Annotated in this window: 25 protein-coding genes; 9 read left to right on the top strand and 16 right to left on the bottom strand. The window is 69.5% G+C overall.

The features are described 5' to 3' along the window. The first annotated feature begins 102 nt into the window (after positions 1-102). Positions 103-3,645: a DNA polymerase III subunit alpha gene (gene dnaE / locus ACQPZP_RS17860; protein ID WP_433479627.1), complete on the top strand. Its 3,543-nt coding sequence runs from the start codon at positions 103-105 to the stop codon at positions 3,643-3,645. Positions 3,646-3,676: 31 nt separating this feature from the next. Here dnaE and ACQPZP_RS17865 read toward each other — a convergent pair whose 3' ends face one another. The 10 genes from ACQPZP_RS17865 to ACQPZP_RS17910 all read right to left on the bottom strand — a co-directional run bounded on the left by ACQPZP_RS17865 (position 3,677) and on the right by ACQPZP_RS17910 (position 14,072). Then, positions 3,677-4,444, bottom strand: a complete 768-nt coding sequence (locus tag ACQPZP_RS17865) for an SDR family oxidoreductase (protein WP_433478734.1) — start codon at positions 4,442-4,444, stop codon at positions 3,677-3,679. Continuing rightward, a complete protein-coding gene (locus tag ACQPZP_RS17870; RefSeq protein ID WP_433478735.1) occupies positions 4,441-5,442 on the bottom strand; it encodes a sugar-binding transcriptional regulator in 1,002 nt (333 codons plus the stop codon). The genes ACQPZP_RS17865 and ACQPZP_RS17870 overlap by 4 nt, the downstream gene beginning before the upstream one ends. A 48-nt stretch (positions 5,443-5,490) precedes the next feature. After that, on the bottom strand, positions 5,491-6,975 hold the full coding sequence (locus ACQPZP_RS17875; RefSeq protein WP_433478736.1) for a sugar ABC transporter ATP-binding protein: 1,485 nt from the start codon (positions 6,973-6,975) through the stop codon (positions 5,491-5,493). Positions 6,976-7,006: 31 nt separating this feature from the next. After that, the gene (locus ACQPZP_RS17880; RefSeq protein WP_433478737.1) at positions 7,007-7,954 is read right to left on the bottom strand and encodes a sugar ABC transporter substrate-binding protein; all 948 of its coding nucleotides are present in this window, start codon (positions 7,952-7,954) and stop codon (positions 7,007-7,009) included. Positions 7,955-8,018: 64 nt separating this feature from the next. Next, entirely contained in the window at positions 8,019-9,032 is a 1,014-nt protein-coding gene (locus tag ACQPZP_RS17885) for an ABC transporter permease (RefSeq protein ID WP_433478738.1), read from the bottom strand. A gap of 15 nt (positions 9,033-9,047) precedes the next feature. Next, positions 9,048-9,800, bottom strand: a complete 753-nt coding sequence (locus ACQPZP_RS17890; protein WP_433478739.1) for an SDR family oxidoreductase — start codon at positions 9,798-9,800, stop codon at positions 9,048-9,050. Beyond that, a complete protein-coding gene (locus tag ACQPZP_RS17895; RefSeq protein ID WP_433478740.1) occupies positions 9,797-11,248 on the bottom strand; it encodes an FGGY family carbohydrate kinase in 1,452 nt (483 codons plus the stop codon). Before ACQPZP_RS17895 ends, ACQPZP_RS17890 begins: the two co-directional genes overlap by 4 nt. Next, positions 11,245-12,189 carry a transketolase family protein gene (locus ACQPZP_RS17900; RefSeq protein WP_433478741.1) on the bottom strand — a complete coding sequence of 315 codons (945 nt, stop codon included), beginning with the start codon at positions 12,187-12,189 and terminating at the stop codon, positions 11,245-11,247. Before ACQPZP_RS17900 ends, ACQPZP_RS17895 begins: the two co-directional genes overlap by 4 nt. Next, entirely contained in the window at positions 12,186-13,067 is an 882-nt protein-coding gene (locus tag ACQPZP_RS17905; RefSeq protein ID WP_433478742.1) for a transketolase, read from the bottom strand. The genes ACQPZP_RS17900 and ACQPZP_RS17905 overlap by 4 nt, the downstream gene beginning before the upstream one ends. Positions 13,068-13,502: 435 nt before the next feature. Continuing rightward, positions 13,503-14,072: a putative glycolipid-binding domain-containing protein gene (locus tag ACQPZP_RS17910; RefSeq protein WP_433478743.1), complete on the bottom strand. Its 570-nt coding sequence runs from the start codon at positions 14,070-14,072 to the stop codon at positions 13,503-13,505. Positions 14,073-14,269: 197 nt separating this feature from the next. Here ACQPZP_RS17910 and ACQPZP_RS17915 point away from each other — a divergent pair, with 197 nt between their 5' ends. From ACQPZP_RS17915 to ACQPZP_RS17930, 4 genes are all read left to right on the top strand, one after another. After that, entirely contained in the window at positions 14,270-14,602 is a 333-nt protein-coding gene (locus ACQPZP_RS17915) for a hypothetical protein (RefSeq protein WP_433478744.1), read from the top strand. Further along, positions 14,490-14,873 (top strand): dihydrofolate reductase family protein, encoded by a 384-nt coding sequence (locus tag ACQPZP_RS17920; RefSeq protein WP_433478745.1) that lies wholly within the window; start codon positions 14,490-14,492, stop codon positions 14,871-14,873. The genes ACQPZP_RS17915 and ACQPZP_RS17920 overlap by 113 nt, the downstream gene beginning before the upstream one ends. Before the next feature lie 110 nt (positions 14,874-14,983). Then, on the top strand, positions 14,984-15,307 hold the full coding sequence (locus ACQPZP_RS17925) for a YciI family protein (RefSeq protein ID WP_433478746.1): 324 nt from the start codon (positions 14,984-14,986) through the stop codon (positions 15,305-15,307). After that, the gene (locus tag ACQPZP_RS17930) at positions 15,304-16,542 is read left to right on the top strand and encodes an RNA polymerase sigma factor (RefSeq protein ID WP_433478747.1); all 1,239 of its coding nucleotides are present in this window, start codon (positions 15,304-15,306) and stop codon (positions 16,540-16,542) included. Before ACQPZP_RS17925 ends, ACQPZP_RS17930 begins: the two co-directional genes overlap by 4 nt. Before the next feature lie 52 nt (positions 16,543-16,594). On the opposite strand, the gene ACQPZP_RS17935 is transcribed toward ACQPZP_RS17930, so the two are convergent. Continuing rightward, the gene (locus tag ACQPZP_RS17935; RefSeq protein WP_433478748.1) at positions 16,595-17,431 is read right to left on the bottom strand and encodes an oxidoreductase; all 837 of its coding nucleotides are present in this window, start codon (positions 17,429-17,431) and stop codon (positions 16,595-16,597) included. Between the two features lie 152 nt (positions 17,432-17,583). Between ACQPZP_RS17935 and ACQPZP_RS17940 the strand changes: the two genes are divergently transcribed. After that, on the top strand, positions 17,584-18,141 hold the full coding sequence (locus tag ACQPZP_RS17940) for a TetR family transcriptional regulator (protein ID WP_433478749.1): 558 nt from the start codon (positions 17,584-17,586) through the stop codon (positions 18,139-18,141). Between the two features lie 107 nt (positions 18,142-18,248). On the opposite strand, the gene ACQPZP_RS17945 is transcribed toward ACQPZP_RS17940, so the two are convergent. Both ACQPZP_RS17945 and ACQPZP_RS17950 read right to left on the bottom strand, forming a co-directional pair. Beyond that, complete coding sequence (locus tag ACQPZP_RS17945) at positions 18,249-18,587, bottom strand: DUF4190 domain-containing protein (protein ID WP_433478750.1); 339 nt, start codon at positions 18,585-18,587, stop codon at positions 18,249-18,251. 115 nt (positions 18,588-18,702) lie between these two features. After that, on the bottom strand, positions 18,703-19,350 hold the full coding sequence (locus ACQPZP_RS17950; RefSeq protein WP_433478751.1) for a TetR/AcrR family transcriptional regulator: 648 nt from the start codon (positions 19,348-19,350) through the stop codon (positions 18,703-18,705). 17 nt (positions 19,351-19,367) lie between these two features. Here ACQPZP_RS17950 and ACQPZP_RS17955 point away from each other — a divergent pair, with 17 nt between their 5' ends. Then, a complete protein-coding gene (locus tag ACQPZP_RS17955; protein ID WP_433478752.1) occupies positions 19,368-19,586 on the top strand; it encodes a hypothetical protein in 219 nt (72 codons plus the stop codon). A 49-nt stretch (positions 19,587-19,635) separates the two neighbouring features. Next, entirely contained in the window at positions 19,636-20,484 is an 849-nt protein-coding gene (locus ACQPZP_RS17960) for an SDR family NAD(P)-dependent oxidoreductase (RefSeq protein ID WP_433478753.1), read from the top strand. 37 nt (positions 20,485-20,521) lie between these two features. Here ACQPZP_RS17960 and ACQPZP_RS17965 read toward each other — a convergent pair whose 3' ends face one another. Genes ACQPZP_RS17965 through ACQPZP_RS17975 form a run of 3 tightly spaced genes read right to left on the bottom strand, consistent with a single transcriptional unit; the run spans position 20,522 to position 24,751 of the window. Then, complete coding sequence (locus ACQPZP_RS17965) at positions 20,522-21,211, bottom strand: response regulator (protein ID WP_433478754.1); 690 nt, start codon at positions 21,209-21,211, stop codon at positions 20,522-20,524. Continuing rightward, positions 21,208-22,500 (bottom strand): sensor histidine kinase, encoded by a 1,293-nt coding sequence (locus tag ACQPZP_RS17970; RefSeq protein WP_433478755.1) that lies wholly within the window; start codon positions 22,498-22,500, stop codon positions 21,208-21,210. Before ACQPZP_RS17970 ends, ACQPZP_RS17965 begins: the two co-directional genes overlap by 4 nt. A 7-nt stretch (positions 22,501-22,507) precedes the next feature. Continuing rightward, entirely contained in the window at positions 22,508-24,751 is a 2,244-nt protein-coding gene (locus ACQPZP_RS17975; protein WP_433478756.1) for an MMPL family transporter, read from the bottom strand. A gap of 276 nt (positions 24,752-25,027) precedes the next feature. Between ACQPZP_RS17975 and ACQPZP_RS17980 the strand changes: the two genes are divergently transcribed. Then, positions 25,028-25,957, top strand: a complete 930-nt coding sequence (locus ACQPZP_RS17980; protein ID WP_433478757.1) for a hypothetical protein — start codon at positions 25,028-25,030, stop codon at positions 25,955-25,957. The last annotated feature ends 22 nt before the right edge of the window (positions 25,958-25,979 follow it).

Here is a 25,979-nt window from a genome sequence, read left to right on the forward strand (position 1 = left end):
GTTGATTGTGACGTTGTGGCGTGTTGATTGTTGGACACTGCCGCCTGCCTTCCGGTCGAATGCCTGAGTTCGCGAAGGGACATACAACTGGAAGGCGTGGGCGTGGTGAAGTCGTTCGTGCATCTCCATGTGCACACGGAGTACAGCATGCTGGACGGCGCCGCCAAGATCGGCCCGTTGACCGACGAGGTGGCGCGGCAGCGGATGCCCGCGGTGGCGATGAGCGACCACGGCAACGTGCACGGCGCGTACGAGTTCTTCCATGCGGCGGACAAGGCCGGCGTCAAGCCGATCATCGGCGCCGAGGCCTACGTCGCGCCCGCGTCGCGGTTCCACAAGCAGGCGGTGTTCTGGAGCGAGGATCTCGCGCTGCGCAGGTCCGACGATGAGACCGGTGAGGGCGGTGACGTCTCCGGCCGCGGCCTGTACACGCACATGACGATGTGGGCCGCCGACGCCGGCGGGTTGCGGAACCTGTTCCGGCTCCAGTCGCGGGCGTGGCTGGAAGGCCACGTCCAGAAGTATCCGCGGATGGACGACGAACTGCTCGCTGAGCACGGTGCGGGCATCATCGCCACGACCGGCTGCCCGTCCGGCGCGGTGCAGACCCGGCTTCGTCTGGGCCAGTACGACCAGGCCGTCGAGGCCGCTGCGCGGTACCGGGACATTTTCGGCCAGGACAACTACTTCCTGGAATTGATGGACCACGGTCTCGCCATCGAGCGCCGCGTCCGCGATGACCTGCTGAGGCTCGGCAGGCACCTGGGTCTGCCGCCGCTGGCCACCAACGACTCGCACTATGTGACCGAGGACCAGGCCCAGGCGCATGACGCGCTGCTGTGCATCGGTACCGGCAAGCAGCTCGCCGACCAGAAACGGTTCCGGTTCTCCGGGTCGGGCTACTTCATCAAGAGCGCCGCGGAGATGCGGGCGTTGTGGGATTCCGAGGTCCCCGGGGCGTGCGACAACACCCTGCTGATCGCCGAACGCGTCGGCGACTATGCCGAGGTCTTCGCCCAACGTGACCTGATGCCCAAGTTCCCCGTCCCCGACGGGCACAGCGAGTCGTCGTGGCTGCGCAAGGAGACCCTGGCCGGGGCCCGGCGTCGCTTCGGCGGCGATCCGCCGCAGGATGTGCTGGACCGCATTGACTACGAGCTGTCGGTGATCGACGGAATGGGTTTCCCGGGGTACTTCCTGGTGGTCGCCGACATCTGCCGGCACGCCCGCGCCAGCGGGATCGGCCTCGGCCCGGGCCGCGGGTCGGCGACCGGGTCGATGGTGGCGTACTGCACGGGGATCACCGAACTGGACCCGATCGAGCACGGGCTGATCTTCGAGCGGTTCCTCAACCCGGAGCGGATCACCATGCCCGACGTCGATCTGGACCTCGACGACCGCCGCCGCGACGAGATGATCGACTACGTCACCGCGCGATACGGCGGCGACCGTGTGTGCCAGATCGTCACCTTCGGCACGATCAAGGCCAAGGCGGCGGTGAAGGACGCCTGCCGGGTGCTGGGCTATCCCTACGCGCTCGGCGACCGGATCACCAAGGCGTTCCCGGCCGCCGCCGGCGGCAGGGAGATCCCGCTGGCGGCCATCCACGACCCCGGCCATCCCCGCCACGGTGAGGCCACCGAACTGCGGAAGATGTACGCCGAGGAACCCGACGTCAAACGGGTCATCGACACCGCCGGGGGCGTGGAGGGCCTGACCCGCGGCACCGGTGTGCACGCGGCCGGGGTGATCCTGTCGTCCGAGCCGCTGATCGACGTGCTGCCCCTGGTCAAGCCCAAGCAGGACGGCCCGGTCATCACCGGGTTCCCGTTCACCCAGGCCGAAGAGATGGGCCTGCTGAAGATGGACTTCCTCGGGCTGCGCAATCTCACCGTCATCAACGACGCGATCGCAGGCGTCAAGGCGAACAAGGGCATCGACATCGACATCCTCGATGTACCGCTCGACGACACCAGGACCTACCGGCTGCTCGCACGCGGCGACACCCTCGGGGTCTTCCAGCTCGACGGCGGCGGCATGCGGACCCTGCTACGGCTGATGCAGCCCACCGCGTTCACCGACATCGCAGCGGTCTCCGCCCTCTACCGGCCGGGACCGATGGAGATGAACGCCCACACCAACTACGCGCTGCGCAAGACCGGCAGGCAGAAGGTCGAACCGATCCACCCCGAGCTCAAGGACGCACTGGAACCCATCCTGGGCGACACCTACCACCTGGTGGTCTTCCAGGAACAGGTCATGGCGATCGCCCAGCAACTCGCCGGATACTCCCTCGGCGGAGCCGACATGCTGCGCCGCGCCATGGGCAAGAAGAAGAAGGACGTCCTGGACGCCGAGTGGGGCAGATTCTCCACCGGAATGCGGGACCGCGGCTTCTCCGACGATGCGATCAAAGCCGTCTGGGACGTGCTGGTCCCCTTCTCGGGATACGGCTTCAACAAGTCCCACACCGCCGGGTACGGCGTCGTCTCGTACTGGACGGCCTACCTCAAGGCCAACCACCCCGCCGAATACCTCGCCGCGTTGCTCACCTCGGTCGGCGATGACAAGGACAAGATGGCGCTGTATCTGGCCGACTGCCGCCGCCTGGGCATCAAAGTGCTGCCGCCCGACGTCAACCAGAGCGAGCTGGACTTCGCCGCCGTCGGGCGCGACATCCGCTTCGGCCTCGGCGCCATCCGCAACGTCGGCGCAGGCGTCGTCGACGCCATCGTCCGCACACGCCGGAAAGAAGGCGACTACACCGGCTTCAACGACTTCCTCTCCAAGATTCCGCAGAGCGTCTGCAACAAGCGCGTCATCGAGTCGCTGGCCAAGGCCGGCGCCTTCGACGGCCTCGGCCACCGCCGCAAGGGCCTGGTCATGGTCCACGAGCAGGCCGTCGACGCGATCATCGACCTCAAACGCAACGCCGCCCGCGGCCAGGACTCCCTCTTCGGTGCGTCCACCGAGTCCGCCGAGACCCTTTCGGTCGACGCCCCCGAGCAGGAATGGGACACCGGCACCCTGCTGGCCTTCGAACGAGAGATGCTCGGACTGTACGTCTCGTCCCATCCCCTGGACGGCGCCGAACCGGTCCTTGAGGCCAACCGCGACACCACGATCGCCGACCTGCTGGGCTCCGCCCGGGCCGACGCACCTGTGCGGGTGGCCGGGATCATCTCCGGCCTGCAGCGCAAGGTCACCAAGCAGGGCAACCCGTGGGCGATCGTCACCCTCGAAGACCACGATGCCTCCGTGGAATGCCTCATCTTCCCCAAGACCTACACGCTGTACGGCCAGGCACTGGCGGAGGACCGCGTGATCTCCGTGCAAGGGCGGACCAACATCCGCGACGAAACACTCAGCGTCTACGGCGAAGACATCACCACTCTCGATCTCGCCCAGGCGGCCACCGAGCCACCCGTGGTCATCCACGTTCACGAAGACCGGCTGAACCTCCGGCTGGTCCAAGAACTCAAACAGATCCTCACCACGCATCCCGGGCGGACGCCCGTGCACTTGCTGCTGCAGCGGCACGGGCCCAAAAGCGTTCTGTTCGACCTGCGCCCCTTCCGGGTCACTCCCGGCCCGGCCTTCTACGGCGACATCAAAGCTCTGCTCGGCCCCTCGTCCCACTCGTAGCCCGCTCCAAGTGGAGCCATCGGCCGACAGGTCACCAGGCGACGAAGCCGCCGTCCACGAGGAGGTCCGTACCGGTGACGAACGAGGCGGCGTCGCTCAGCAGGAAGACGGTGGGCCCGGCGATCTCGTCGACCGTGGCCATGCGCGCCATGGGGGTTTCGGACTCGAAGCGTCCGACGCGGTCGGCGACCTCGGGGCGGAGGTTCATGGGCGTGGCGGTGTAGCCGGGGCTGATGCTGTTGACGCGGACGCCGCGGCCGGCCCATTCGGTGGCGAGGCTCTTCGACAGGTGCATGACGGCGGCCTTGGAGGCGTTGTAGTGCGCCTGGGTGAGGCCGCGGTTGGCGATCGTTCCGGACATCGAGGCGATGTTGACGATGGAGCCGCCGCCGTTGCGCAGCAGGGCGCGGCCCTCGGCCTGGCAGGAGAGGAAGACGCCGGTGAGGTTGACGTCGATGACCTTCTGCCACTGGGCAAGGGACATGTCCTCGGCGGGGGCCGCGTTGGCGATCCCGGCGGCGTTGACCGCCAGGCGCAAGGGCCCGAGGGAGCCTTCGGCCAGCTCTACGGCCTCCTCCAGGTCGGCGGCCTGAGTGACGTCGCCGTGGAAGGCGGCGGCGCGCCGGCCTGCCTTCTCGATGGCCTCGGCGGCAACGTCGAGGTCCGCGCCGGGCAGGTCCAGGCAGGCGACGTCGGCGCCCATCTCGGCGAGGGCGATCGCCAGGCGCCGCCCGATGCCCGATCCGGCGCCGGTCACGAGGGCGGTGCGGCCGTCGAGGCGGAACGAGGGTGCGGTCACGGGGTGCTCCTGTCGGGTTCGTCGGCGAGGCGCCGGGCAACGCCCAGGTCGGTGATGAGGACGTCGATCCAGCCGCCGCGCAGGGCGGCGCGGATCGCGGCGTACTTGCGGTGTCCGCCGGCGGCGGCGATGCGACGGGGGATGCCGCGGAACGCGTCGGGCGCGATGCCGATGACGCGTTCGTCCAGGTTGGTGTTGAGCAGGGTGCCGTCCTCGTCGAAGAAATGGAGGCTGATGTCGCCCACTCCGCCGAGGCGCCGCAACTCCTCCTGCTCCTCGGCCGAGAAGATGTTGCCGCTCTCGCGCAGCAGCGGGGAGGGCTCCAGGCTGCCGATGCCGACGAGCGCGACGGTCAGCCGGTCCCAGGTCGCGATGACGTCGGCGACCTTGGGGTCGGCGACGATCGCGTCCCGGGCGGCGCGGTTGCCGACGACGCCGGGCGCGGAGATGAAGACGGGCTCGGCGCCGGTGATGTCGGCGAGGCGGCCCATCAGGCGGGTGGCCTGCACCTGGACCTTCGGGTCTCCGACGCCGCCGACGAGTTGCACGACCTGCTCCGAGAATCGTCCACCGGGTCTGGACCGCATCGCCTCCACGGTGGCGAGCAGCGTCGCACTCCAGGAGGAGATGCCGACCCTGTCACTCTCCATGAGAGTGGTCTCCAGGTAGACGGCGGTGGCGGCGCCGAGGGCGGGCAGGACCTCCTCGCCCTCGCCCTCCACGTCGACGATGGCGATGTCACGGAGCCCGTACCGGGCCTGCAGCGTCTCCTCCAGGTCGGTGAAGACCCCGGCCGGCGGCACGACGATGGTCCGGACGATGCCCAGCTCGGCGGCCTGTTTGAGCAGCCGGGACACCCGCGACTGGGAGATGCGCAGCTCTTCCGCGATCTGCGGCTGGCGCATCCCCTGCTCGTGGTACAGGCGGGCGACCCGGGTCATCAGGCGCAGCTGCTCGTCGGTGGTCGCCATGCGGGTGGCGCGGCGGATGCTGGTCATCGTGGCCTTTCGGAGGACGGGCCGGCGCGGACTTTCCGGCACTGAGCATCATGCCGTGGCCAGCCGCATGACGGCGGTGTCGGTGGCCTCCGCCCCGGCCAGGACGCCCCGCAGCCGTCCCCGGCTGAGTACGAGGACGCGGTGCGACAGGCCGAGCACCTCGTCGAGGTCGGAGCTGACGACGATCACCGCCATCCCTGAGCGCGCGAGTTCGGCGATCACCTCGTAGATGGCGGCCCGGGCGCCGACGTCGATGCCGCGGGTGGGCTCGTCGAGGATCACGACCTTGGGGCGGCGCGCCAGCCACTTGGCGATGACGACCTTCTGCTGGTTGCCGCCCGACAGGGTGCTCACCGGCTGGGACGGCCGCCCCTTGATGCCCATCTCCTTGATCGCCGCGCCGGCGGCGGAGGCCACGCGCTGCGGGGTGAGCCAGCCGTGCTTGGCGACGCGGTCCAGATTGGGCAGTGCGACGTTGTCGCCGATGGACAGGTCGAGGACGACGCCCTGGTTCTTGCGGTCCTCGGGAACGAGCACGACCCCGGCCTCGATGGCGTCGTGCGGCCCGCGCAGCCTCAGCACGTCGCCCTCCACCGAGACCGTGCCCGCCCTGACGGGGTCGACTCCGGCGACCGCCCGGACGAGTTCGGTGCGGCCGGCCCCCACGATGCCGGCGATCCCGAGGATCTCGCCTTCGTGGACGTCGAACGAGACGTCCTGGAACGTCCCGTCCGCCGCGGTGAGTCCGTTCACCCGCAGCACGGCGCGTTCGCGCGGCACCCCCGTGTCGGGGAAGATCCGCTCGATGCTGCGGCCGACCATCTCCTCCACCAGCCGGGCCACCGGTACGTCGGCGGTGTCGTGCGAGGCGACCCGCTGCCCGTCGCGCATCACCACCACGCGGTCGCAGATGCGTGTGATCTCCTCCAGCCGGTGGCTGATGTAGACGAAGGCCATGCCCTCGCTCTTGAGCGCCGCGATCCGTTCGAAGAGATGGTCGGTCTCGTCGGAGCCGAGCGCCGCGGTGGGCTCGTCCAGGATGAGCAGCCGGGCGTTCAGCGTGAGCGCCTTGGCGATCTCGACCTGCTGCTGTTCGGCGACGCGCAGGGTGCGCACGAGCCGGGTCGGTGAGATGTCCAGCCCGAGCCTTGTGAGCTGCTGGCTGGCCCGCCGGTTCATCTCCGCGCGGTCGATCCTGCCGCCGCGCTGGAGGAGGCGCCCGACGAAGACGTTCTCGGCCACCGACAGATCCGGCAGGAGCCGCATCTCCTGGTGGATGAGCCCGATGCCCCGGTCGATCGCCTCGCCGGGCGAGCCCGGCGCGTAGGGCTCGCCGTTCCACGTCATGCTGCCGGTGTCGGACGGGAACGTTCCGGCGATGACGTTGGAGAGCGTCGACTTGCCCGCGCCGTTCTCGCCCAGCAGCGCCACGACCTCCCCTGGGTGCACGTCGATATCGATGTGGTCGAGCGCCTGGGTGGCGCCGAAGCGCTTGGACACACCGCGCACAACCAGGCCTGCGTCGTCAGTCATGGCATGTTCCTAGGGGAGTCGTGGCAGGTTCCTACGGGTGGGTGGCGATGTACTCGTCGGCCTTGGCCGTGTCCTTCTTGGTCAGCAGGAACGCGGGCTGAAGCTGCTGCGCGGGCACCGCCTTGCCGTCGATGACGTTGATCGCGGTGTCCACGGCCATCCGGCCCATCTTGCGGGTCTGCTGGACCATGGTGGCGTCGATCGTCCCTGCGCGGACCGCCTTGATCCCGGCCACGTCGCCGTCGAACCCGACGATCGTGTACTTCCTGCCCGTCCCCGCGGACTTGACCGCCTGGGCGGCGCCGAGCGCCATCGCGTCGGCCTGGCCCCAGAAGATGTTGATGCCGGGCTTGGCCTGGAGCATGTCCTGCGCGACGGCGAACGCCTTGTCCTGCGCCCAGTCGGCGGACTGCTGGGCGACGACCTTGACCCCGGGCGCGGCGGCGAGCGCCTGACCGAAGCCCTTCTGCCGGTCGACCTGCGGCGTCGTGCCGATCTGGCCCTGGAGGATCGCCAGCTCGCCCTTGCCTCCCACGTTCTTGACCGTCCAGTCGCCGAGGGTCTTCGCGGCGGCGACGCTGTCGGTGGCGATGAACGACTTGCCCGGCTGGTCCGGCGGGTTGCGGTCCACGGTGATGACGGGGATCTTGGCGCGTTCGGCCGCCTTGACCGGCACGCCGGCGGCCGTGGCACCCGCCGGAATGTAGATGATCGCCTTGACCTGGCGGCTGATGAAGTCCTGGATCTGGTTGACCTGGGTGGCCGAGTCGCCCCGCGCGTCCGCGACGACGACCTCGACGTTCTTGGTCTTGGCCTGCTCCTCGACCGCCTGCTTGATCTGGTTGAAGAAGTCGGCCTGGAGGTTGGCGACGGCGAGGCCGATGACGACCTTGCCCTCGCCGGACGAGCCGCCGCGCCCGCAGCCGGCGACGCCCAGGGCGAGCACGGCCGCCATTCCGATGGCCATCGTGGTTTTCATGGGGGTGGGTACTCCTTCTGCTGGTAATGCTTGCGGCCTCTGCTGGTGAGGCTCGCGAGTTCGGTCAGTGCGCCTCGCGGCGTCGGAGCACGTCGAGCATGACCGCGAGCGCGATCACCGCGCCGATGACGATCTGCTGCACGAACGGCGAGACGCTGAGGAGGTTGAGGCCGTTGCGCAGCACGCCGATGATCAGGACGCCGATCACGGTCCCGGTGACGCGGCCGACGCCGCCGGAGAGGCTGGCGCCGCCGATCACCACGGCGGCGATGGTGTCGAGCTCGTAGCTCAGGCCCGCGCTGGGCTGGGAGGAGTCGAGCCGCATGGTCATGAAGACGCCCGCCAGCCCCGCCAGCAGCCCGGCCACGACGTAGACGAGCGTGGTGGTCTTCTTGACGTTGATGCCCGCCAGCCGAGCGACCTCGGGGCTGCCGCCGATCGCGTAGATCGCCCGGCCGCCGGAGCGGTACCGCATGTAGGCCCAGCCCGCCGCGTACAGGAGCACGAGCACGATCGAGGTGACCGTGAAGACGCCCAGGTAGCGTGCGGTGGACAGGTTGTCGAACCAGTCGGGGTACCCGACGATCTGCTGACCGTCGGTGATCACGTTCGCGACGCCGCGGGCGATCGACAGCATCGCCAGCGTCGCGATGAACGGGGGCAGCTTGGCCAGGGTGATCCCGAGGCCCGACAGCAGACCGCACAGGCCGCCGACCGCGATGGCCGTGACCGCACTGAGCCACAGCGGCCAGCCCGCCTCGTGCGACAGCCAGCCGACGACCATCGTCGCCAGCGCGAGCACCGCGCCGACCGAGAGGTCGATGCCGCCCATGATGATCACGGCGGTCATGCCGAGCGCCAGGATTCCCAGAATGGTGATCTGGTCGACGATGTTGAGCAGGTTCGGCCCGGTCAGGAAGTGCGGCGTCGCGATGAAGAGGGCGACGCACAGGGCCACGAGTCCGAGCGCGGGCCCGCGTGAGCCCGTCAGCAGCTGATCCGCCCAGGCGGGTGTTCTCCGGCGCCCCCTGCCCGGCTGTGTGTCGACGGCCGACACCGTGTCGTGCGTCGTGCTCATCAGGATCTCCTCGTACTAGCTCATGAACATGCCGCCGTCGACGTTGATCGCCTGACCGGTGATGTAGGCGGCGTCGTCCGAGGCGAGGAAAAGCAGCAGGTTGGCTATGTCGTCGTTGGTTCCGGCGCGCCCGAGCGGGATGTCCCCGACCCATTCGGCCATGAGCTCGCCGGGCTTGTATCCGCCGAGCAGGCGGCCCCATTCGCGGTCGTTGTAGTCCCACATGTCGCTGCCGACGATGCCGGGGCAGTAGGCGTTGACGGTGATCTGATCTTTGGCGAGTTCCTTGGCCAGGCTCTGCGTGAGGCCGACCACGCCGAACTTGCTGGCCGCGTAGTGCGGGGTGTAGATGAAGCCCTGCCTCGCCTGGCCCGAGGCGGCGTTGAGGATGCGTCCGCCTCGCCCGTTCCGCCGCATGATGGCGGCGGCCGCCTGGGAGCAGAGGAACGTGCCTGTGGTGTTGACTCTCAGGACCCTCTCCCAGTCGCCAAGGGTGAGGTCCTCCAGGCGGCTGATGGTGATGACGCCCGCGTTGTTGACGAGAACGTCCAGGCTGTCGAGCGCGCCGAAGGCCGTGGCGACGTCACCGGGGTCGGTGACGTCGGCCTTGACGCCGCGCGCGTTGTGGCTTTCGGCCGTCTCTTCGATGCCGTCGTCCAGGTCGAGCATCAGGACGTCGGCTCCTTCCTCGGCGAAGCGTTGCGCTATGCCCAGGCCGATGCCCCGGCCCGCTCCGGTGACGGCCACGGTCTTGCCTTCGAACCTCATGCCGGTGCTCCTCCGTGACGTGCACGGCGGACGGCGTCGTGCCAGTGCCTGAGGCGGCTTTGACGCTCGGCCTCGCCGGTCTTCGGCACGTACGTCTCGCGCGTACGCTGCAGGGCTTCCAGGTCTCCGCGGCTCCACAGGCCGTGTGTCAGGCCTGCCAGGTGGGCTGCGCCCAGCGCCGACAGGTCGCGGTCCAGAGATCGTTCGACTGTTCTGCCGCCGGTGTCGGCTTGAAGCTGCATCAGGGTTTCGTTGGCCGTCGGCCCGCCATCCGCCAGGAGTGTGGTGATGGGCGCCGAGTCCCGTTCGATCGCGCCGAGGACGTCCTCGATCTGGAAGGCGATCGATTCGAGCGCGGCCCGGGCGAGGTGTTCTGCCTTGGTACCGAACGTGACGCCGCTGATCAGGCCCACCGCCGCGTCGTCCCACCAAGGAGCGCCCAGGCCGCTGAACGCCGGGACGATGACGACGCCCTCGCTGGTCTCGGCTGCCCGCCCGGCGAGGTCGTCCGGTTCGAGACCCAGGACACCGGCCAGCCAGGTGAGCGTCGCCCCGGTGGATCTGATGTTGCCTTCGATGGCCCAGGTCGGCTCGCCCGCGTCCCAGGCGACCGTCAGGCACATGCCTTGGGGAATGCGGGCCGACGGGGATGCCACGGCCATGACCGAGGAACCCGTGCCGTACGTCGCCTTGACCGTGCCTTCCGTCCAGCCGCGGTGGGCGAAGAGCGCCGCGTGCGAGTCACCGAGCACCGCCGTCACGGGGATGCCGTCAGGCAGCGGCCCGAGGTTTCCGGCTCCGGGGAAGGGGCCCTGCGACGGGACGATGGTCGGCAGAACCTCATGCGGGACGTCGAAGAGCCGAGTGAGCCGCTTGTCCCAGGCCCTTTGCCTGACGTCGATGAGCTGCGTGCGGGCCGCGTTTCCCACCTCGATGAGATGGTCGCCGCCGAGCTTGTAGAGCAGCCAGGAGTCGACCGTTCCGAGACAGAGCTCCCCGGCCCTGCTGCGGCTGCGGTCGGGGTCGTGCTCGTCCAGCAGCCAGCGGGCCTTGGGCGCCGAGAACATCGGGTCCAGGGGCAGGCCGCTGACCTCCTTGACCATGCCGGCGGCGTCCATGTCCAGGTCGCCTGCCGTGCGGCGGTCCAGCCAGCTCAGCATCGGGCCCATCGGCCGCCCGGTGGCGCGGTCCCAGAGCAGCAGGGATTCCCGCTGCGTGCTGAGGCCGACGGCCGCGACGTCGGCGGCGTCATGACCTTGGAGACAGCTTGCGACCGCCTTCCCGCAGCTCTCCCAGATCTCCTCGGCCGATTGCTCCACCCATCCCGGTCTGGGCGCGGAGAGGGCGACCGGGACCGAACCGTGGGAGACGATGTTCCACCCGCGATCGACGAGGATCGCCTTGGTGGCACTCGTCCCCTGGTCAATGGCCAGAACGTAGGGCTTCATGGCTGGAGCAGCTCACGTACCGCGTGACCGATTCCGTCCGCGGTCAGCCCGAAATGCTCCAGTAGGAACGAGGCGCTCCCCGTGGGCGCGAACTCCCGGTTGACTCCGAGGATCCGCATCGGAACAGGCTCGTTCTGCACCACCACGTTCGCGACCGCCGCGCCGAGCCCCCCGGTGGTCGTCGCCTCCTCCGCGGTGACGATGCCCTTGGTCTCGCGGGCCGCTCTGAGAACGGACTCGACATCCATCGGCTCGACGAACGTCATGTTGAGCACACGTACACCGATGCCCTCGCCGCGCAGCGTCTCCGCCGCCTCGACCGCACGCGAGACGAGCGTCCCGACCGCCGCCACCGTGATGTCGTCGCCCTCAGTGAGCTGGACGGCCCTTCCGGGCTCGAACACCGCGTCATCTGGCGTGACCTCGGGCACCTTGAACCGGGGAATCCGCATGTAAACGGGCTTGCGGTAACTCGCCGCCCACCGTACGGCCTGGCGTGTCTGCACCGGATCCGCGGGAACCGCCACCGCCAGGTCGGCGATGGCCCGCATCCACGAAAGGTCCTCGATGGAATGGTGGGTGGGGCCGAGCTCCCCGTAAGCCATGCCCGGGCTCTGGCCGCAGAGCACGATCGGCACCCCGCTGTAGGCGGCGTCAGCCTTGATCTGTTCGGTGGCCCGCCCGGTGAGGAACGGGCCGGCGGCGCTGACGAACGGGATGAACCCGCCATTGGCGAGCCCCGCACCGACGCCCACCAGGTCCTGCTCGGCGATCCCCACGTTCACGAGCCGCTCCGGGAAGAGCTCCTTGAACTTCACCAGGTTGCTCGACCCGACAGAGTCGTTGCAGACGGCGACGACCCGCTCGTCCTCCTTCGCCAGGGCGATGAGCTCCTCCGCGAACGCCTGCCGGCAGTCGAAGGTCTCCCGTGCGGTGATCATCGGCTCAGCTCCTCCAGCGCGGCTTTCACCTGGTCGGGGCTCGGGACCTTGTGATGCCACTCGACGCGGTCCTCCATGAACGACACGCCCTTCCCCTTGATCGTGTGCGCGATGACGGCGACGGGCCGGCCGGTGTCCGAGGGCCGGAACGCCTGGAGGAGCTGCGCGTGGTCGTGTCCGTCGGCCTCCCGGACCTCCCATCCGAAGCTGGCCCACTTGTCTGCGAGCGGCTCCAGGGTCTTGGTCTCCTCGGTCCCGGCCCCCTGCTGGAACCGGTTCCGGTCCACGATCGCGGTCAGGTTGCCGAGGTCGTGGTGGGCGGCCGTCATCGCGGCCTCCCAGTTGCTGCCCTCCTGCAGCTCCCCGTCCCCGAGCACCACGAAGGTCCGCCAGTCCTGACCGGACAGCCTCCCGGCGAGCGCGCACCCGACCGCGACCGGAAATCCGTGCCCCAGCGGTCCCGTGTTGGTCTCGACCCCCGGCACCTTGGTCCGGTTCGGATGCCCGTTGAGCGCCGACAACGGCGCCATGAAGGTGTCGAGTTCGCTCTCGGGGAAGAACCCGCAGTGCGCGAGCGTCGCGTACAGCGATGCCGCGCAGTGGCCCTTGCTGAGCACGAACCGGTCCCTGGTCGCGTTCCGGGGATCTCCGGGGTCCACGTTGAGGACGCCTCCGAACAGCGTCGCGAGGATGTCGGCGACCGAGAAATCCCCGCCGATGTGCCCCATCTGGGCCCGATCGATCATGCGGACGACGCTCCGCCGCACCTCCCTCGCGAGCTCCCGCAGAACCTCGGCCTGCTGCCCCACCGGGAGCGCGGGGGTCCGTCCCCGCCGTCCCCGGTAGAGTGCGGCTTCGCCCGCATCCGCCGTCAGCATGTCCCCACCCTTAAGTTGAATATCTATTCACGACTGAATTTAATATGACGCTAGAACACGCCGCCATCGTGCGTCAAGGGGTCACTTTCTGTTTCCGGACGTCCGCATGCGTCGCCACAACTCGGAATCAACTACAGATTGAGATCAACTGATTGCACACTGTCATGACATCGGTCCTGCGCGCGGGGTCGGCATGACTAGGGCGGCATCCGGATCAGCGACGTTTCGAGAGATCTGGTGAGGCGCTGCTCAGCCCGTTGCGCGTTGGGTCGTCCGGTGCGGGCTCTGGTCACCGACCATGACGACATGTCATCCGGCCGGTCGACCGCGTCGGCGGGGGAGAGGGGCGGGGCGGAGAGCCCGGGCGGCCTGGGCGGTTCTTGGGCGCGAATCACCGGCGGCGGTGACCTTGGAGCCGGCGGGTTCGGCGCGTGGTCACTGGATGCGGGTGGCGATGCCGGGGTAGTCGAGGATGAGGCCGTGCTGGTCGTAGACCAAGCGGCAGGAGAAGTCGAATGCGGGCGCGGTGTAGTCGTAGTGCCCTTCGCCGGAGCGTGAATAGGTCTGGACCAAGCGGTCCGCCGCCAGCCCGACCGCGCGGATGTAGGCGGCCGGCGCGGCGACCGGACGCTCGACGGGCAGGTGCAACCGGTGCACCGGAAAGGTGTTGGTCATGGCCGACGCCTCCAGGTCCAGATCCAGGCATCCCTGCAGATGGGGTGCGGCAACGCCGTCGACCTGCCAGTGACCCCTGCCGTCCGTCTCGATCACCGTGACGACGGTGGAGCCGGCGCCGCGCCCGGCGATCCGCGCGGACCGGGTCAGCCATGACCCGTCCAGCTGAATCACGTAGTCCACGACCCAGGACCTACCGTCCTCGGTCGCCGTCGTGGTGCCCTCTACCCGTGGCCCACGGTCGTTGACGGAGAAGAACGCGACCTCGAATCCTGCGCGCGCGCCCTCGTGCCGCCAAGAGGCGACCGAGGGCAGTTCGACGAACGACATCGATGACCTCCACGGAATCCGTGCCCACCGGTGCAACCCCGAGACGCGTCGGGGCAGTCCCGGCGTGCGCTTCACAGCCGGCTCACCGGAAAGTTCTCGAAAGAAATCCGGTAGGCGGTGTCGGATCGCGGCGGTGGTGTTCGTAGCAAGGGTGAGGCCGCCCACGCAGGGCGCTCCCAAGGAGAAAGGAAGCGACCATGAAGCTGACGACCAACACGCAGGTCTCCGTCGATGGAGTGGTGCAGGGAAACGGCGGGCGGCACCCGGACCTCGACCCCGGATTCGAGCGCGGCGGATGGGCCCGGCCGCTGTTCGACAACGAGGCCATGACGTTCGTCGACGAGTTCTACCAGCGCGCCGACGCCTTTCTGTTCGGTCGGCGGACCTACGATCTCTTCGCCGGCTACTGGGGGGGTGATGGATTCGGGCAGCAGCCCCGTCGCAGATGCCTTGAACACGCGGCCCAAGTACGTCGCATCGAACACACTCACCGACCCGCGCTGGGCGGACACGACCGTCCTCTCGGGTGACGTCGCGGCGGCCATCGGCGAGCTGAAAGCCAGGCCGGGAGGCGAGTTGCAGGTGCACGGAAGCGGCAGGCTGGTCCGCTGGCTCCTCGCCAACCAACTGGTCGACGAGCTCACCCTGCTCGTTTGCCCGGTGGTCGTGGGCGAGGGCACGCGGCTGTTCCCCGACAGCGGTCCGGACACGGCGCTTGAACTGGTGGAATCGCGGGCCTTCCCGAGGGGCATAATGCTCCAGGTCTACCGTCCCGCCGGGCGTCCGCAGTATGCGACCTGAAGCACGTGCCCAAGGTGCCACACCAGACGAGCGACCTATTCCGGCCGTACGGCCATGACTCACCTACGGCGGAACGAAATTTCCTCGGCGTACCCAGGAGATGATCCGAAATGCAGTACCTGGTCTCCGTGATCCACGACAAGAGCGACCTCGCCACCTCGGACGAGCAGGCTGCGATCGACGTGTTCAACGACCGGCTCCAGGACGAGGGGCGTTGGGTCTTCGCCGGCGGTCTCGGGGCGCCCAGCACGGCCACCGTCATCGACAACCGAGGCGAAGAGGCGATGTTCTCCGACGGGCCGTTCGTGGAGACCAAGGAGTACATCATCGGGTTCTGGATCATGAAGGCTCCTGATCTGGATGTGGCGCTCAAGCTCGCGGCCGAGGGGTCGAGGGCCTGCAACCGGAAAGTCGAGGTGCGGCCGTTCCTGTGAACGGGGTCGACGTCCGGGAGGCGATCACCCGGACCCATCGTGAGGAGTGGGCGCGGGTGGTCGCGTCCCTGAGCCGGCGGTTCGGTGACCTCGACATCGCCGAGGAGGCGGCGGCCGAGGCGTTCGCGATCGCGGTCGAGCGGTGGCCGGCCGAGGGTGTGCCGCCCAACCCCGGCGGCTGGCTGACCACCACCGCGGGCCGCAAGGCCATCGACCGGATCCGGCGTGAGAACAAGCGCGACGACAAGCACAAGGAGGCTCAGATGGTGCACGACGACTCGCCCGAGCCCGTCGGCGCCATCGACGACGACCGGCTCCGGCTGATCTTCACCTGCTGCCACCCGGCGCTGGCGATGCAGACCCGGGTGGCGCTGACGCTGCGCATGGTCGGCGGTCTGACCGTGGCCGAGATCGCCCGCGCCTTCCTGGTGGCCGAGACCGCCATGGGGCAGCGGATCACCCGCGCGAAAGGCAAGATCAAGGCGGCCCGCATCCCCTACCGGGTGCCGTCCGCCGAGGATCTCCCGGCGCGCGTCTCCGGCGTGCTCGCCGTGCTGTACCTGGTGTTCAACGAGGGCTACCTGGCCACCGGCCCCGACACCGATCCCCTCCGTCCCGGCCTGACCGCCGAGGCGATCCGGCTCACCCGCCTGATCCGAGCCCTCATGCCCGACGACGGCGAGGTGACCGGGCTGCTGGCGCTGATGCTCCTCACCGAGGCCCGCCGCACCGCCCGGGTCTCGGCCGGCGGCGACCTGGTCCCCCTGGCCGAACAGGACCGCGGGAGCTGGGACGCGGCGCTGATCGCCGAGGGCCACCGGCTGGTACGCGAGCGCCTCGCCGCTGCCGCCGCCGGAGCGGCCCCGGGCCGCTACCAGATTCTCGCCGCGATCAACGCGGTGCACACCTCCGCCCGCGACATCCGCGACACCGACTGGTCGCAGGTCGTCGCCCTCTACGACCGGCTCGTCCGCCTCGACCCCTCGCCGATCATCGTCCTCAACCGGGCCATCGCGGTCGCCGAACTCGACGGCCCGGACGTCGCACTGGCGGCCATCGACCGCCTTGACGACAAACTGGCCGACTATCACGCCTACCACGCCACCCGCGCCGACCTCCTGCGCCGGCTGGGCCGAAGTCAGCAGTCGCGCACGGCGTACGACAAGGCCATCGAGCTGGCAGGCAACACCGCCGAGACCGCCTACCTGACACACCGCCGCGACCAGCTGGGGTAACGCCCCACAATGGTCGCGTCCTTCACCGATCTTCTTGCGGGATCAGATGAGGTCAGACGCCGAAGGGGCGGCCGATGACGAAGTCGAAGGCGCGGTCCGGCAGCAGCCAGCGCAGGAAGAGCAGCGGGGCGGCCCCGAAGCCGGCACGGTAGCGGGTGCGAGGGCGCCGCGCCTTGACGATCTTGACGACGGTCTTGCCGATGACCGACGGTTTCGACGCCATGCGCGTTTCGGGCTGTGAACTCGCGGCGAGTGCCGTGGCGACCCTGTCGGCCATGGTCGCGTACGCACCCTTACTGGAGGTCTCCCTGAGCGTCTCGGCGGCGATGGCACCCCACTCGGTGCGGATTCCTCCGGGTTCGAGGACCACGACGTTGATCCCGAACCGCCGCGTCTCCATCCGCAGGGCGTCGCTGAGGGCCTCGACGGCGTACTTGCTGGCGTGGTACCAGCCGCCGAGAGGGGTGACGAGCTTGCCGCCCATGGAGCTGACGTTGATGATCGTGCCGCTCTGCTGGGCGCGCATGTGCGGCAGGACGAGCTGGGTCAGGCGTGCCAGGCCGAAGACGTTGACCTCGATCTGGGCGCGCGCCTCGTCCAGTGGCACATCCTCGACCGAGCCGTAGGAGCCGTAACCGGCGTTGTTGACCAGGACGTCGATGCGCTCCGACTCGCGGACGATCGTGTCGACGGCCTTCCGGATCGAGTCCTCGTCGGTGATGTCGAGGCTGAGGACAGTCACCCCCGCGTCCCGCAGCGCGGTCATCCGCTCGGTGCGCCTTGCGGCGCCATAGACGGTGTACCCGGCTTCCTTCAGGCGCAGGGCCGCATCGGCCCCGATCCCGGAGGACGCGCCGGTGACGAGAGCGACCTTGGTCGTGCTGGACATTTCGATCCCCTTCCTTTTGTGCGCTTGCCGCGTCGGCGGAGTCTCGGTGACGATGGCGGTCTTCACAGAGACCTATCCAACTGGTTGGTTACAAGCTACGATCGCCCGGCCTCGATTGTCAACTGACTAGTTGGTTACGTATGATCGTGGTCATGGCCACCCGTGACTCCGCCGCGACGAAGCAGCGCATCCTCGAGGCCGCCACCGCCGAGTTCGCCGAGTACGGGCTGGCCGGGGCGCGCGTCGACCGGATCGCGACCAGGGCCGGTGCCAACAAGCAGCTCATCTACGCGTACTTCGGCAGCAAGGAAGGCCTGTTCGACAGCGCCATCGAGGCCAACATCGTCCAGTTGCTGGACGCGGTCCCGTTCACCGCCGACGACCTCCCGGCGTACGCGGGAACCTTGTTCGACTTCGCCGTCGCGCATCCCCAGCTCGTTCGGCTCGTGCGCTGGCATCAACTCGAACGCCCGCGTGTCATGAATCAGCTACCGGAGACCGCCTCGTCGAACAAGCGCAAGCTCGACGCACTGGCCGCCGCCCAGAAGGCCGGCAAGGTCAGCACCGCCCTGCCCGCCGACCAGCTGTACCTGCTCCTGGTCACTCTGATCCACGGCGGCGCCGAAACCCACGTCGCCTCGGAGGACGTCCTCGCGGTCCAGCGAGAGACGCTCGTCGCGGGCGTGCGGCGGCTCACCTCTCCCACATGATCCTCATGCGCCCCGATCTGATGCTCCAGCAGGCACTGGCCGTAGCCGATCCGGCCGAGGTTCGCTACGCGCGCGAATCAGGTGCCGTAGAGGTTCTTGACATGCGGCTAGCCGGCGACGAGATCAGCCACGTCATTGACCAATTGTGCGGAGCCGTCCGGATTGGCCAAAAGGGCAACGAAGAAGACGGCCGGACCGGCAAGGAGCACGAGCCAGCCCAGCAGAGCCCCAGCGAGGGCCGACCCGCGTCCGAACTGGCCGGTTCTGCGGATCTGCCGACCGGCGATATGTCCGAGGACCACTGCGAACAACGACGTGAGCCCGCAGGTGAAGAACCCGAGGATGCCCAGCACGAGAGCCGCGGTGGCCATGCCGTTACGCGCGGGCGGCGGATAAGGGAGAGGTTGCGGCACCGGGCGGTGCGGCGGCTCGGCGGAGTGGCCCACGAAGGAAGCGTAAATGATCTTTCGCTGGAATCCGTCTTGACAATTTGGCCTGTCCCGGCCATGGAGGTCTTCCGGGGCTGTCGAGGAGCGTTCCCGAATCGTTGCCTGGAGGGTGCTATCGACCGGCGAGCAGATCGATGAGGCCAGGGTCGATGCCGATTCGGGGGCTGCGCGTGCGGGCCGTCCGCAGCGAGGCGACCAGGGCGGAGACGGCGAGTTCGACGAGGTCGTCCTGGTGGGTGTCGTGGTGCACGATGTGGTCGATGATCAGTTCGTCGAGGTAACCGACCCAGCCGCGCATGGCGGCCCGCAGGTTGGGGTGGACGGGCTCGCGGACGCCAAGGAAGCCGAGGACGCGGATCGCGCCCCGCCAGCGCATGTCCTCGATGATCGCGCGGACCTCGGAGTCGGAGCCGTTGCCGCCGCGCATGAGGGCAAGGAACCCGGTGGCGTGCCGATCCATGTAGGCGATATGCCGGGCGATGCCGTTGCGGAGTTGCTCGGCGGGCGTGCTTCCTCCGGGCGGGGTTGCCAGCACCGCGTGAAGATCTTCGGCGGCGGCCTTGATGGTGGCGATGTAGAGGCCCCGCTTGTTGGTGAAATGATGTGCGATCAGTCCGTACGCCACCCCCGCCCGTTTGGCGATCTGGGTGGTGGTGACCTCGTCGTAGGCGTGCTCGGCGAACAGTTCACCGGCCGCTTGGACGAGCAGTGTCCGCCGGTCGGACGGGGCCTTGGTGTCGTCGGGATGCAGCCTGGCCATGGCGTAGACCTTAAGACGTGGACGCGGTGGAGGTGGCATGGGCCTCGGCGATCACCGGTGTCGATGTGGCCGAGGCCGTCGATCTCCACGCGTACCGCGTCGCCGAGGTGCGGGAACCGCCCGGCGGGGGCGAGTTGCGTCCGGTGGCGTTGGTTGACGGATGGTGCGGCCCGCTCTTATCGTTCGGGCTGACTGATAATCAGTCAATCGCTGCGAACGAACCTCGGGAGGACTGATGAGCCCCACCATCGCCCCCACTCCTTGCCACAGGCCGGGGACAGCAGGGTGAGCGGCGGGCGCGGGCCGCTGAACGGCGTGCCGGTCCTTGTGACCGGGGCGTCCAGCGGCATCGGCCGGGCCCTGGCGATGGCGCTGGCCGACCGCGGCGCGCGGCTGGCGATCACCGCACGGCGCCGGGCGAAGCTGGAAGAACTCGCCGACGAGATCGCCGCGTTCGGGGGCACCCGGCCGCACGTCATCGAGGCAGACCTCGCCCGTCCGGGAGCCGCCGCCGACCTTGCCCGCAGCACGCTCGACGCGCTCGGAACCCTCGGTGTCCTGGTCAACAACGCCGGGGCCGGGCTGGTTGGGCCGCTCGGTCGGCTCGGCGACCAGGACGAGGCGCGCACCCTGTTCGAGCTCAATCTGTGGACGCCGATCGCGCTGACGCAGCGGCTCCTGCCGGTGCTGCAGGCCGAGCGCGGCCTGGTCGTGAACGTCACCTCCAGCCTCCAGGCGGTGCCGGTCCCGATGCTCGGCTACTACGGCGCATCAAAGCTCGCGCTCGCCCATCTCACCCGGACGCTCCGGTACGAACTGAGCGGCACCGGCGTGTCCGTCCTGGAGGTCGTCCCGGGTGCCACCGACACCGACACCCGCGACATCGACCGGCTGCCGTGGCGGAACGGCCCGATGCGCACCCCGCCGCCGGTCTCACCCGAGTCCGCCGCCCGGGCGATCACCAAGGCGATCGAACGCCGCGGGCGACGCCGTGTCCATCCCCGGACGTCGCTGCTGCCCCTCGAACTCCCGATCATCGGCCGTCTGGTCGCGGCGCTCGTGACCCGCCGCGTCGACACCGGCACGGCGATCGGTGCGCTCGATCCAGCCGCCGAGTCCCACCGGCCGGAATGACACTCGTGAACCGACAGGAAAGGTACCCGGTGTCGGACTACAGGCGGTCGGTGCCGTCGTCGGGGGCGGTGTGGGCCAGGCCCGTCCGGTAGGCGATGACGACGAGTTGCGCCCGGTCGCGGGCCTCCAGCTTCGTCATGGCGCGCTGCACGTGGGCGCGGACGGTGAAGGGGCTGAGGAACATCCGCTCGGCGATCTCCTGGTTGGACAGGCCGGTCGCGACCAGCGCCACCATCTCGCGTTCGCGCGGGGTGAGCACGGCGAGCCGTTCGGGGTGTTGCGCCGGGGCGTCGTCCGGTGTGGCCAGGAAACGGGCGACCAGGGAACGGGTCGCGGCGGGGGACAGGAGAGTGTCGCCGCCGGCGATCGTACGCACGGCGTCCGCCAGGTCCTCGGCCCCGATGCCCTTGCCGATGAAGCCGCCGGCCCCGGCGCGCAGTGCCTGAGCTACGTACTCGTCGGTCTCGTACGTGGTGAGGATCAGGATGCGGCTGGTACGCAGCTCCGGGTCCGCGCAGATCTCCGACGTGGCGGTGAGACCGTCCACCTCGGGCATGCGGATGTCCATGATCACCACGTCCGGGCGCAGCTCCCGGGTGAGCCGCACCGCCTCCCTGCCGTCGGCGGCCTCGCCGACCACGGTGATGTCGTCGGCGGTGTCGAGAAGCATCCGGAAGGCACCGCGCAGCAGAGCCTGATCGTCGGCGAGCAGCACCCGGAGCGTCACGGCGCATCCCCGGCCTCTCCGTCGGTCGTCCGCCCTTCGATGGTCGCTGCTCCGTCAGTCCTCCGCGTCGTGCCCCTGGCAGGCGGGAGGGGCAGTTCGGTGGAGACGAGGAAGCCGCCCTCCGGGCGCCTGCCCGCGGAGAGATGTCCCCCGACCGCGGTGGCACGTTCACGCATCCCGATCAGACCGTAACCGGGTGGACGATCCGGCGCCGTGGACGCACTCGCTCCCGTGGACGCGGTCGGCGCCGTTCGGGCGCCCCCTCCGTCGTCGGCGACGGTGATGGTCACGCGATCGCGGTTCCAGGCGAGGCGCACCCGGGCGCTACCGGTTCCGGCGTGCTTGGTCACGTTGGTCAAGGCCTCCTGGACGATGCGGTAGGCGGTGAGGTCCAGTCCCGGCGGCAGCGGCCTGGCCGTGCCCTCCTGGCGCACCGACACCTCCAGACCCGCGCGGCGGAAGGACTCGATGAGCGTGGGAAGGCGGGACAGCCCGGGCGCTGGTTCGGCGGGCGCGGCCGCTTCCCCGGACTGACGCAGCAGCCCGACCGTGGCGCGCAGTTCGTCGAGCGCGTCGCCGGTGGTCTCGACGAGCTCCTTCAGGCTCTTGCGGGTCTGCTCCGGGCGGACGTCGAACAGGTGGTCGGCGACCGTGGCCTGCGCGTTGGCCAGGGTGATCTGATGGGCCACGAGGTCGTGCAGTTCCCGGGCGATGCGCACCCGTTCCTCGGCCACTCTCCGGCGTGCCTCGCTGTCCCTGCTCTGCTCGGCCCGCCGGGCCCGCTCCTCCACGGCCGCCAGGTAGGCCCGCCGGTTCTGCGTCGAGTGACCGAGTACGCCGGCGATCAGCGGGAACGCCGCCACCGCCCCCATCCTGCTCGCGTCCTTCCACGAAAAGTCCCCGAACAAGGGGGTGGCGGCGACCAGCAGCGCCGCGGAGGTGAGCGTCACCGCACTCACGGTGCGCCGTTCGGTGCGGACGGCGAGCGTGTAGGCGGTGATCACGGCGGGGGCCACGATGAGCGGGGTCATCAGGAGGCCCAAGGGCGCCACCAGCACGCCGCCCGCGGTCGTGGCCGCCATGGCGGCCAGGGGCGCCCTGTGCCGCAGCGGCAGCACGGCACAGGACACCACGGCGATGAAGTAGGCGGCGGGCGGCGGCGGTGAGAGCGTGTCGTCGATCCGCATCACACCCCCGAGCAGGCAGAGCGCGAACGCCGCCGCCGTGATCGCCGCCTCGCGCCACCACGTGCCGCGTGGTCGCGGGCCACCGCCACCCGTCTTCGTCATGGCCGGCTCAGTGCCGGTGGACGGGGAGCCGCGGCACCGCTGCGTCCGGCCTGGTCGCCGAGGCCGGGACGTGTCTGCTCAGTGCCTCACCCTCGATATCCGCATTCGGCAGCACACGGTTCAGGATACGGGGCAGCCACCAGGCCCTCCGGCCGAGCAGCGCCAGGACCGCCGGTGCGATCGCCATCCGGACCACGAAGGCGTCGAAGGCGACGGCGGAGGCCAGCCCGACGCCCATCGTCTGGATGGTCGGGTTGTTCATCCCGATGAATCCGGTGAACACGCTGATCATGATGATCGCCGCCGCGGCCACCACACGTCCGCTGTGCCGGAAACCGCTGACGATCGCCTCGCCGGGGGACGCGCCGTGGACGTACGCCTCCCGCATCCGGCTGACGAGGAAGACCTCGTAGTCCATGGCGAGGCCGAACACGATTCCGATGATGAGGATCGGCATCAGCGACATGACCGGTCCGGTCTGCTCGATGCCGACCAGGTCCGCCGCCCAGCCCCACTGGAAGACGGCGACGACGACACCGAAGGCGGCACCCACCGACAGCAGGAAGCCGAGCGCGGCCTTGACCGGGACCAGGACCGAGCGGAAGACCACCATCAGCAGGAGCACCGCCAGGCCGATGACCACGCTCAGATAGGGGAGGAGGGCGTCGGACATCGCTTCGGAGATGTCGATGTTCAGCGCGGTGGTGCCGGTCACCAGGATGACGGCGCCCGTGTCGGCCTCGACGCCGGAGATCGCGCCCCGGATCGCGTACACCAGGTCCTTGGTCTCGCCGCTGTTCGGCGCGGTCCGCGGGACGGCGGTGAGGACGGCCGTGTCCTTGTTCCGGTTGAGAACCGGATCACCGACCGACGCGACCCCGTCCACCTCCCGTACGGTCCCGGCGACCCGGTCCGTGGTGGCTCGGGTGTCCGTGGAGCCCGACATGTCCACGACCACGGTCAACGGGCCGTTGAAGCCGGGGCCGAAGCCTTCTGACAGCAGGTCGTAGGCACGGCGCTGGGTGGTCTCCACCGACTTGGACTCGTCTCCGGGCAGCCCGAGTTCGAGGCTCAGCGCCGGTATGGCGACTGCGCCGAGACCGAGTCCGGCGACCAGCAGCACGGTCACCGGCCGGCGCAGCACGAACCGCGCCCAGCGCGTGCCGAGCCCGGGCCGGCCGGCCGCGGTGGGAACCGGGTGCGGGCGCTCGCCTCCCGGCCGGGCGGCCTTGCGGACGGCGCGGGACAGTATCCGCCGGCCGAAGAAGCCGAACAGCGCGGGGACCAGGGTCAGCGCGACGAGCACGGCGAGGGCCACGGCGCCCGCGCCGGCCATGCCCATCTTGGTGAGTTCGGGGATTCCGACCACCCCCAGCCCGACCAGGGCGATGAACACCGTCGCGCCGGCGAAGACGACGGCGGATCCGGCCGTGCCCACCGCCCGGCCGGCGGCCTCCTCCGGCTCGCTGCCCTGAGCGCGCTCGTCGCGGAAGCGGGAGGTGATGAACAGTGCGTAGTCGATGCCGACCGCCAGCCCCAGCATCAGCGCCAGGATGGCGACGGTGGACGTGAGGCCCAGCGGAACGGCCAGCCCGGAGACAAGGCCGAAGCCGATGGCCACGCCCCAGAAGGCGGTCAGCAGCGACAATCCGGCCGCGACCAGCGACCCGAGGGCGAGGACCAGCACCACTGCCGCCACCACCACGCCGATGATCTCCGTCGTCCCGCCCGGCGCCTCTTCCGAGTCCAGGACCGAGCCGCCGATCTCCACGGTCAGCCCCGCGTCCCGGGCCTGGCCCGCGGCGTCTTCGAGGGCGCTCTTCGTCGACCCGGTCAGGTCGACGGCGTCCACGGTGAAGGTGATCGTGGAGTAGGCGATGGTGCCGTCCTTGCTGACAGCGCCGGTCTCATAAGGGTCGGTGACCGATGCGACCTGATCGCCCCCGTCCAGCGAGCCGAGCGTGTTCTCGACGGCCGCCTTGTTCTCCATGGCCGTCACCCGCTGCCCGTCCGGGGCCTGGAACACCAGGCGGGCCTCGGCGCCCTGGGAGTTGCTCTGGGGGAAGCGCTCGTCCAGCAGGTCGAACGCCTTCTGCGACTCGGTGCCGGGCATGGAGAGGTCCTCGTCCTGCCCGGCCGGCGCCATGGCGGCGGCGACCCCGGCCAGCACCAGGACACCCAGCCACAGACCGATCACGAGCCGGCGGCGCCGGAACGCCCACCGTCCGATCCGGTAAAGAAATGTCGCCACCTGTTGATCACTCCAGACACCGCTAGGGAAAGGGAATGCGCGAGATTCGCGCGCCTCCAACACTTCCCTCCGGCGCCCTGCCGGGGCATCGTCTCCCGCCGCCGTCTTCCCCTGGTGCACCCGGACCAGCCACTCACGTCTCCTGGTGCCTACGCACCAGGCCGACTACTGCGCCGCGCGTGGACGTGGCATCGCCATCCTGCGCGACAACGCGGCCTGACGTCCATGCCAGCAAACACTGGCATAAATAAGCTACATCCACGACTATTGAGGCCCATGAGAATCCTTCTACGTCGCATCGGCGGGCTCCTTCTGCCCGCCGCCCTCGGGGTCTGCCTGTTAGCGCCGGGAACCGCCCATGCCGCCGCCTGGCATTCGGTGCCACTGCCGTTCCTGTGGTGGCAGAACCGCATCGAGGACATCGCCGCCGCCGGGCCGGACAACGTCTGGATCGGGGGCGTCCAGGGCTACGTTCCCAGCCTGCCGCTGCCCGCCAGCTACGGAAACCCGGTCGTCCGCCGCTGGGACGGGTCGGGCTGGAAGGAGTACCCGCTGAACGGCTGGACCGGCCAGGGCTCCATCAGCGAGGTGGCCGCGCGTCCCGGAGAGGTCTGGGTCATGGGCGGCGGCTACTTCGCGCGCTTCGACGGCGCCGCGTTCCAGAAGGTCGTGCCGCCCCCGAACGTCTCCGACATCGAGGCCGGCACCAGCGGCGTCTACGCCACGGCCTGGGGGGAGGGCACGGCCTACAAGTGGAACGGCTCCGGTTGGGACGCCTCCCCCCTGCCCCCGAACGCCCTGTGGACGGGCGACGCCTACGAGACGGTCGATCCTCCGGCCTCCGAGCCGGTCCGCGCCGCGGCTAACGGCCGGTCCGGACTCTACGCCTTGGCCGACCTCGACCCGTTCGATGACATCACCCCCCGCGTGTGGCGCAAGACGGCCGGAAGCTGGTCGGAGGTCCCGATCCCCGCCGGGCTCCTCATCCGCACCATCACCCAGGACGCGACCGGAACGCTGTGGGCGGCCGCGGGCGTGTCGAACAAGTACTCGGTGTACACCTTCGACGGCACGACCTGGACCAAGCGGTACGGACCGGACATCAACGGGGTCTACCAACTGGTCGCCGTCCCCGGCACCGGTACCGTATGGGGACGCGGCTTCGGCGCCCCGTTCGGCGACCCGCAAATCACCACCAACGCCTGACCGACGCAGGCGCGAACCGGAA

The sequence above is a fragment of the Spirillospora sp. CA-142024 genome (genome assembly GCF_050942325.1).
Taxonomy (GTDB): Bacteria; Actinomycetota; Actinomycetes; order Streptosporangiales; family Streptosporangiaceae; genus Spirillospora.

Excerpts from the sequence above, each read along its gene's own strand:
- ACQPZP_RS17980 (WP_433478757.1), top strand. The coding sequence starts at position 25,028 with ATGAGAATCCTTCTACGTCGCATCGGCGGGCTCCTTCTGCCCGCCGCC.
- ACQPZP_RS17905 (WP_433478742.1), bottom strand. The coding sequence starts at position 13,067 with ATGCTGACGGCGGATGCGGGCGAAGCCGCACTCTACCGGGGACGGCGG.
- ACQPZP_RS17950 (WP_433478751.1), bottom strand. The coding sequence starts at position 19,350 with ATGGCCAGGCTGCATCCCGACGACACCAAGGCCCCGTCCGACCGGCGG.
- ACQPZP_RS17890 (WP_433478739.1), bottom strand. The coding sequence starts at position 9,800 with ATGAGGTTCGAAGGCAAGACCGTGGCCGTCACCGGAGCGGGCCGGGGC.
- ACQPZP_RS17900 (WP_433478741.1), bottom strand. The coding sequence starts at position 12,189 with ATGATCACCGCACGGGAGACCTTCGACTGCCGGCAGGCGTTCGCGGAG.
- ACQPZP_RS17875 (WP_433478736.1), bottom strand. The coding sequence starts at position 6,975 with ATGACTGACGACGCAGGCCTGGTTGTGCGCGGTGTGTCCAAGCGCTTC.
- ACQPZP_RS17940 (WP_433478749.1), top strand. The coding sequence starts at position 17,584 with ATGGCCACCCGTGACTCCGCCGCGACGAAGCAGCGCATCCTCGAGGCC.
- ACQPZP_RS17895 (WP_433478740.1), bottom strand. The coding sequence starts at position 11,248 with ATGAAGCCCTACGTTCTGGCCATTGACCAGGGGACGAGTGCCACCAAG.
- ACQPZP_RS17920 (WP_433478745.1), top strand. The coding sequence starts at position 14,490 with ATGGATTCGGGCAGCAGCCCCGTCGCAGATGCCTTGAACACGCGGCCC.
- ACQPZP_RS17915 (WP_433478744.1), top strand. The coding sequence starts at position 14,270 with ATGAAGCTGACGACCAACACGCAGGTCTCCGTCGATGGAGTGGTGCAG.
- ACQPZP_RS17885 (WP_433478738.1), bottom strand. The coding sequence starts at position 9,032 with ATGAGCACGACGCACGACACGGTGTCGGCCGTCGACACACAGCCGGGC.
- ACQPZP_RS17935 (WP_433478748.1), bottom strand. The coding sequence starts at position 17,431 with ATGTCCAGCACGACCAAGGTCGCTCTCGTCACCGGCGCGTCCTCCGGG.
- ACQPZP_RS17970 (WP_433478755.1), bottom strand. The coding sequence starts at position 22,500 with ATGACGAAGACGGGTGGCGGTGGCCCGCGACCACGCGGCACGTGGTGG.
- ACQPZP_RS17870 (WP_433478735.1), bottom strand. The coding sequence starts at position 5,442 with ATGACCAGCATCCGCCGCGCCACCCGCATGGCGACCACCGACGAGCAG.
- ACQPZP_RS17925 (WP_433478746.1), top strand. The coding sequence starts at position 14,984 with ATGCAGTACCTGGTCTCCGTGATCCACGACAAGAGCGACCTCGCCACC.
- ACQPZP_RS17910 (WP_433478743.1), bottom strand. The coding sequence starts at position 14,072 with ATGTCGTTCGTCGAACTGCCCTCGGTCGCCTCTTGGCGGCACGAGGGC.
- ACQPZP_RS17880 (WP_433478737.1), bottom strand. The coding sequence starts at position 7,954 with ATGAAAACCACGATGGCCATCGGAATGGCGGCCGTGCTCGCCCTGGGC.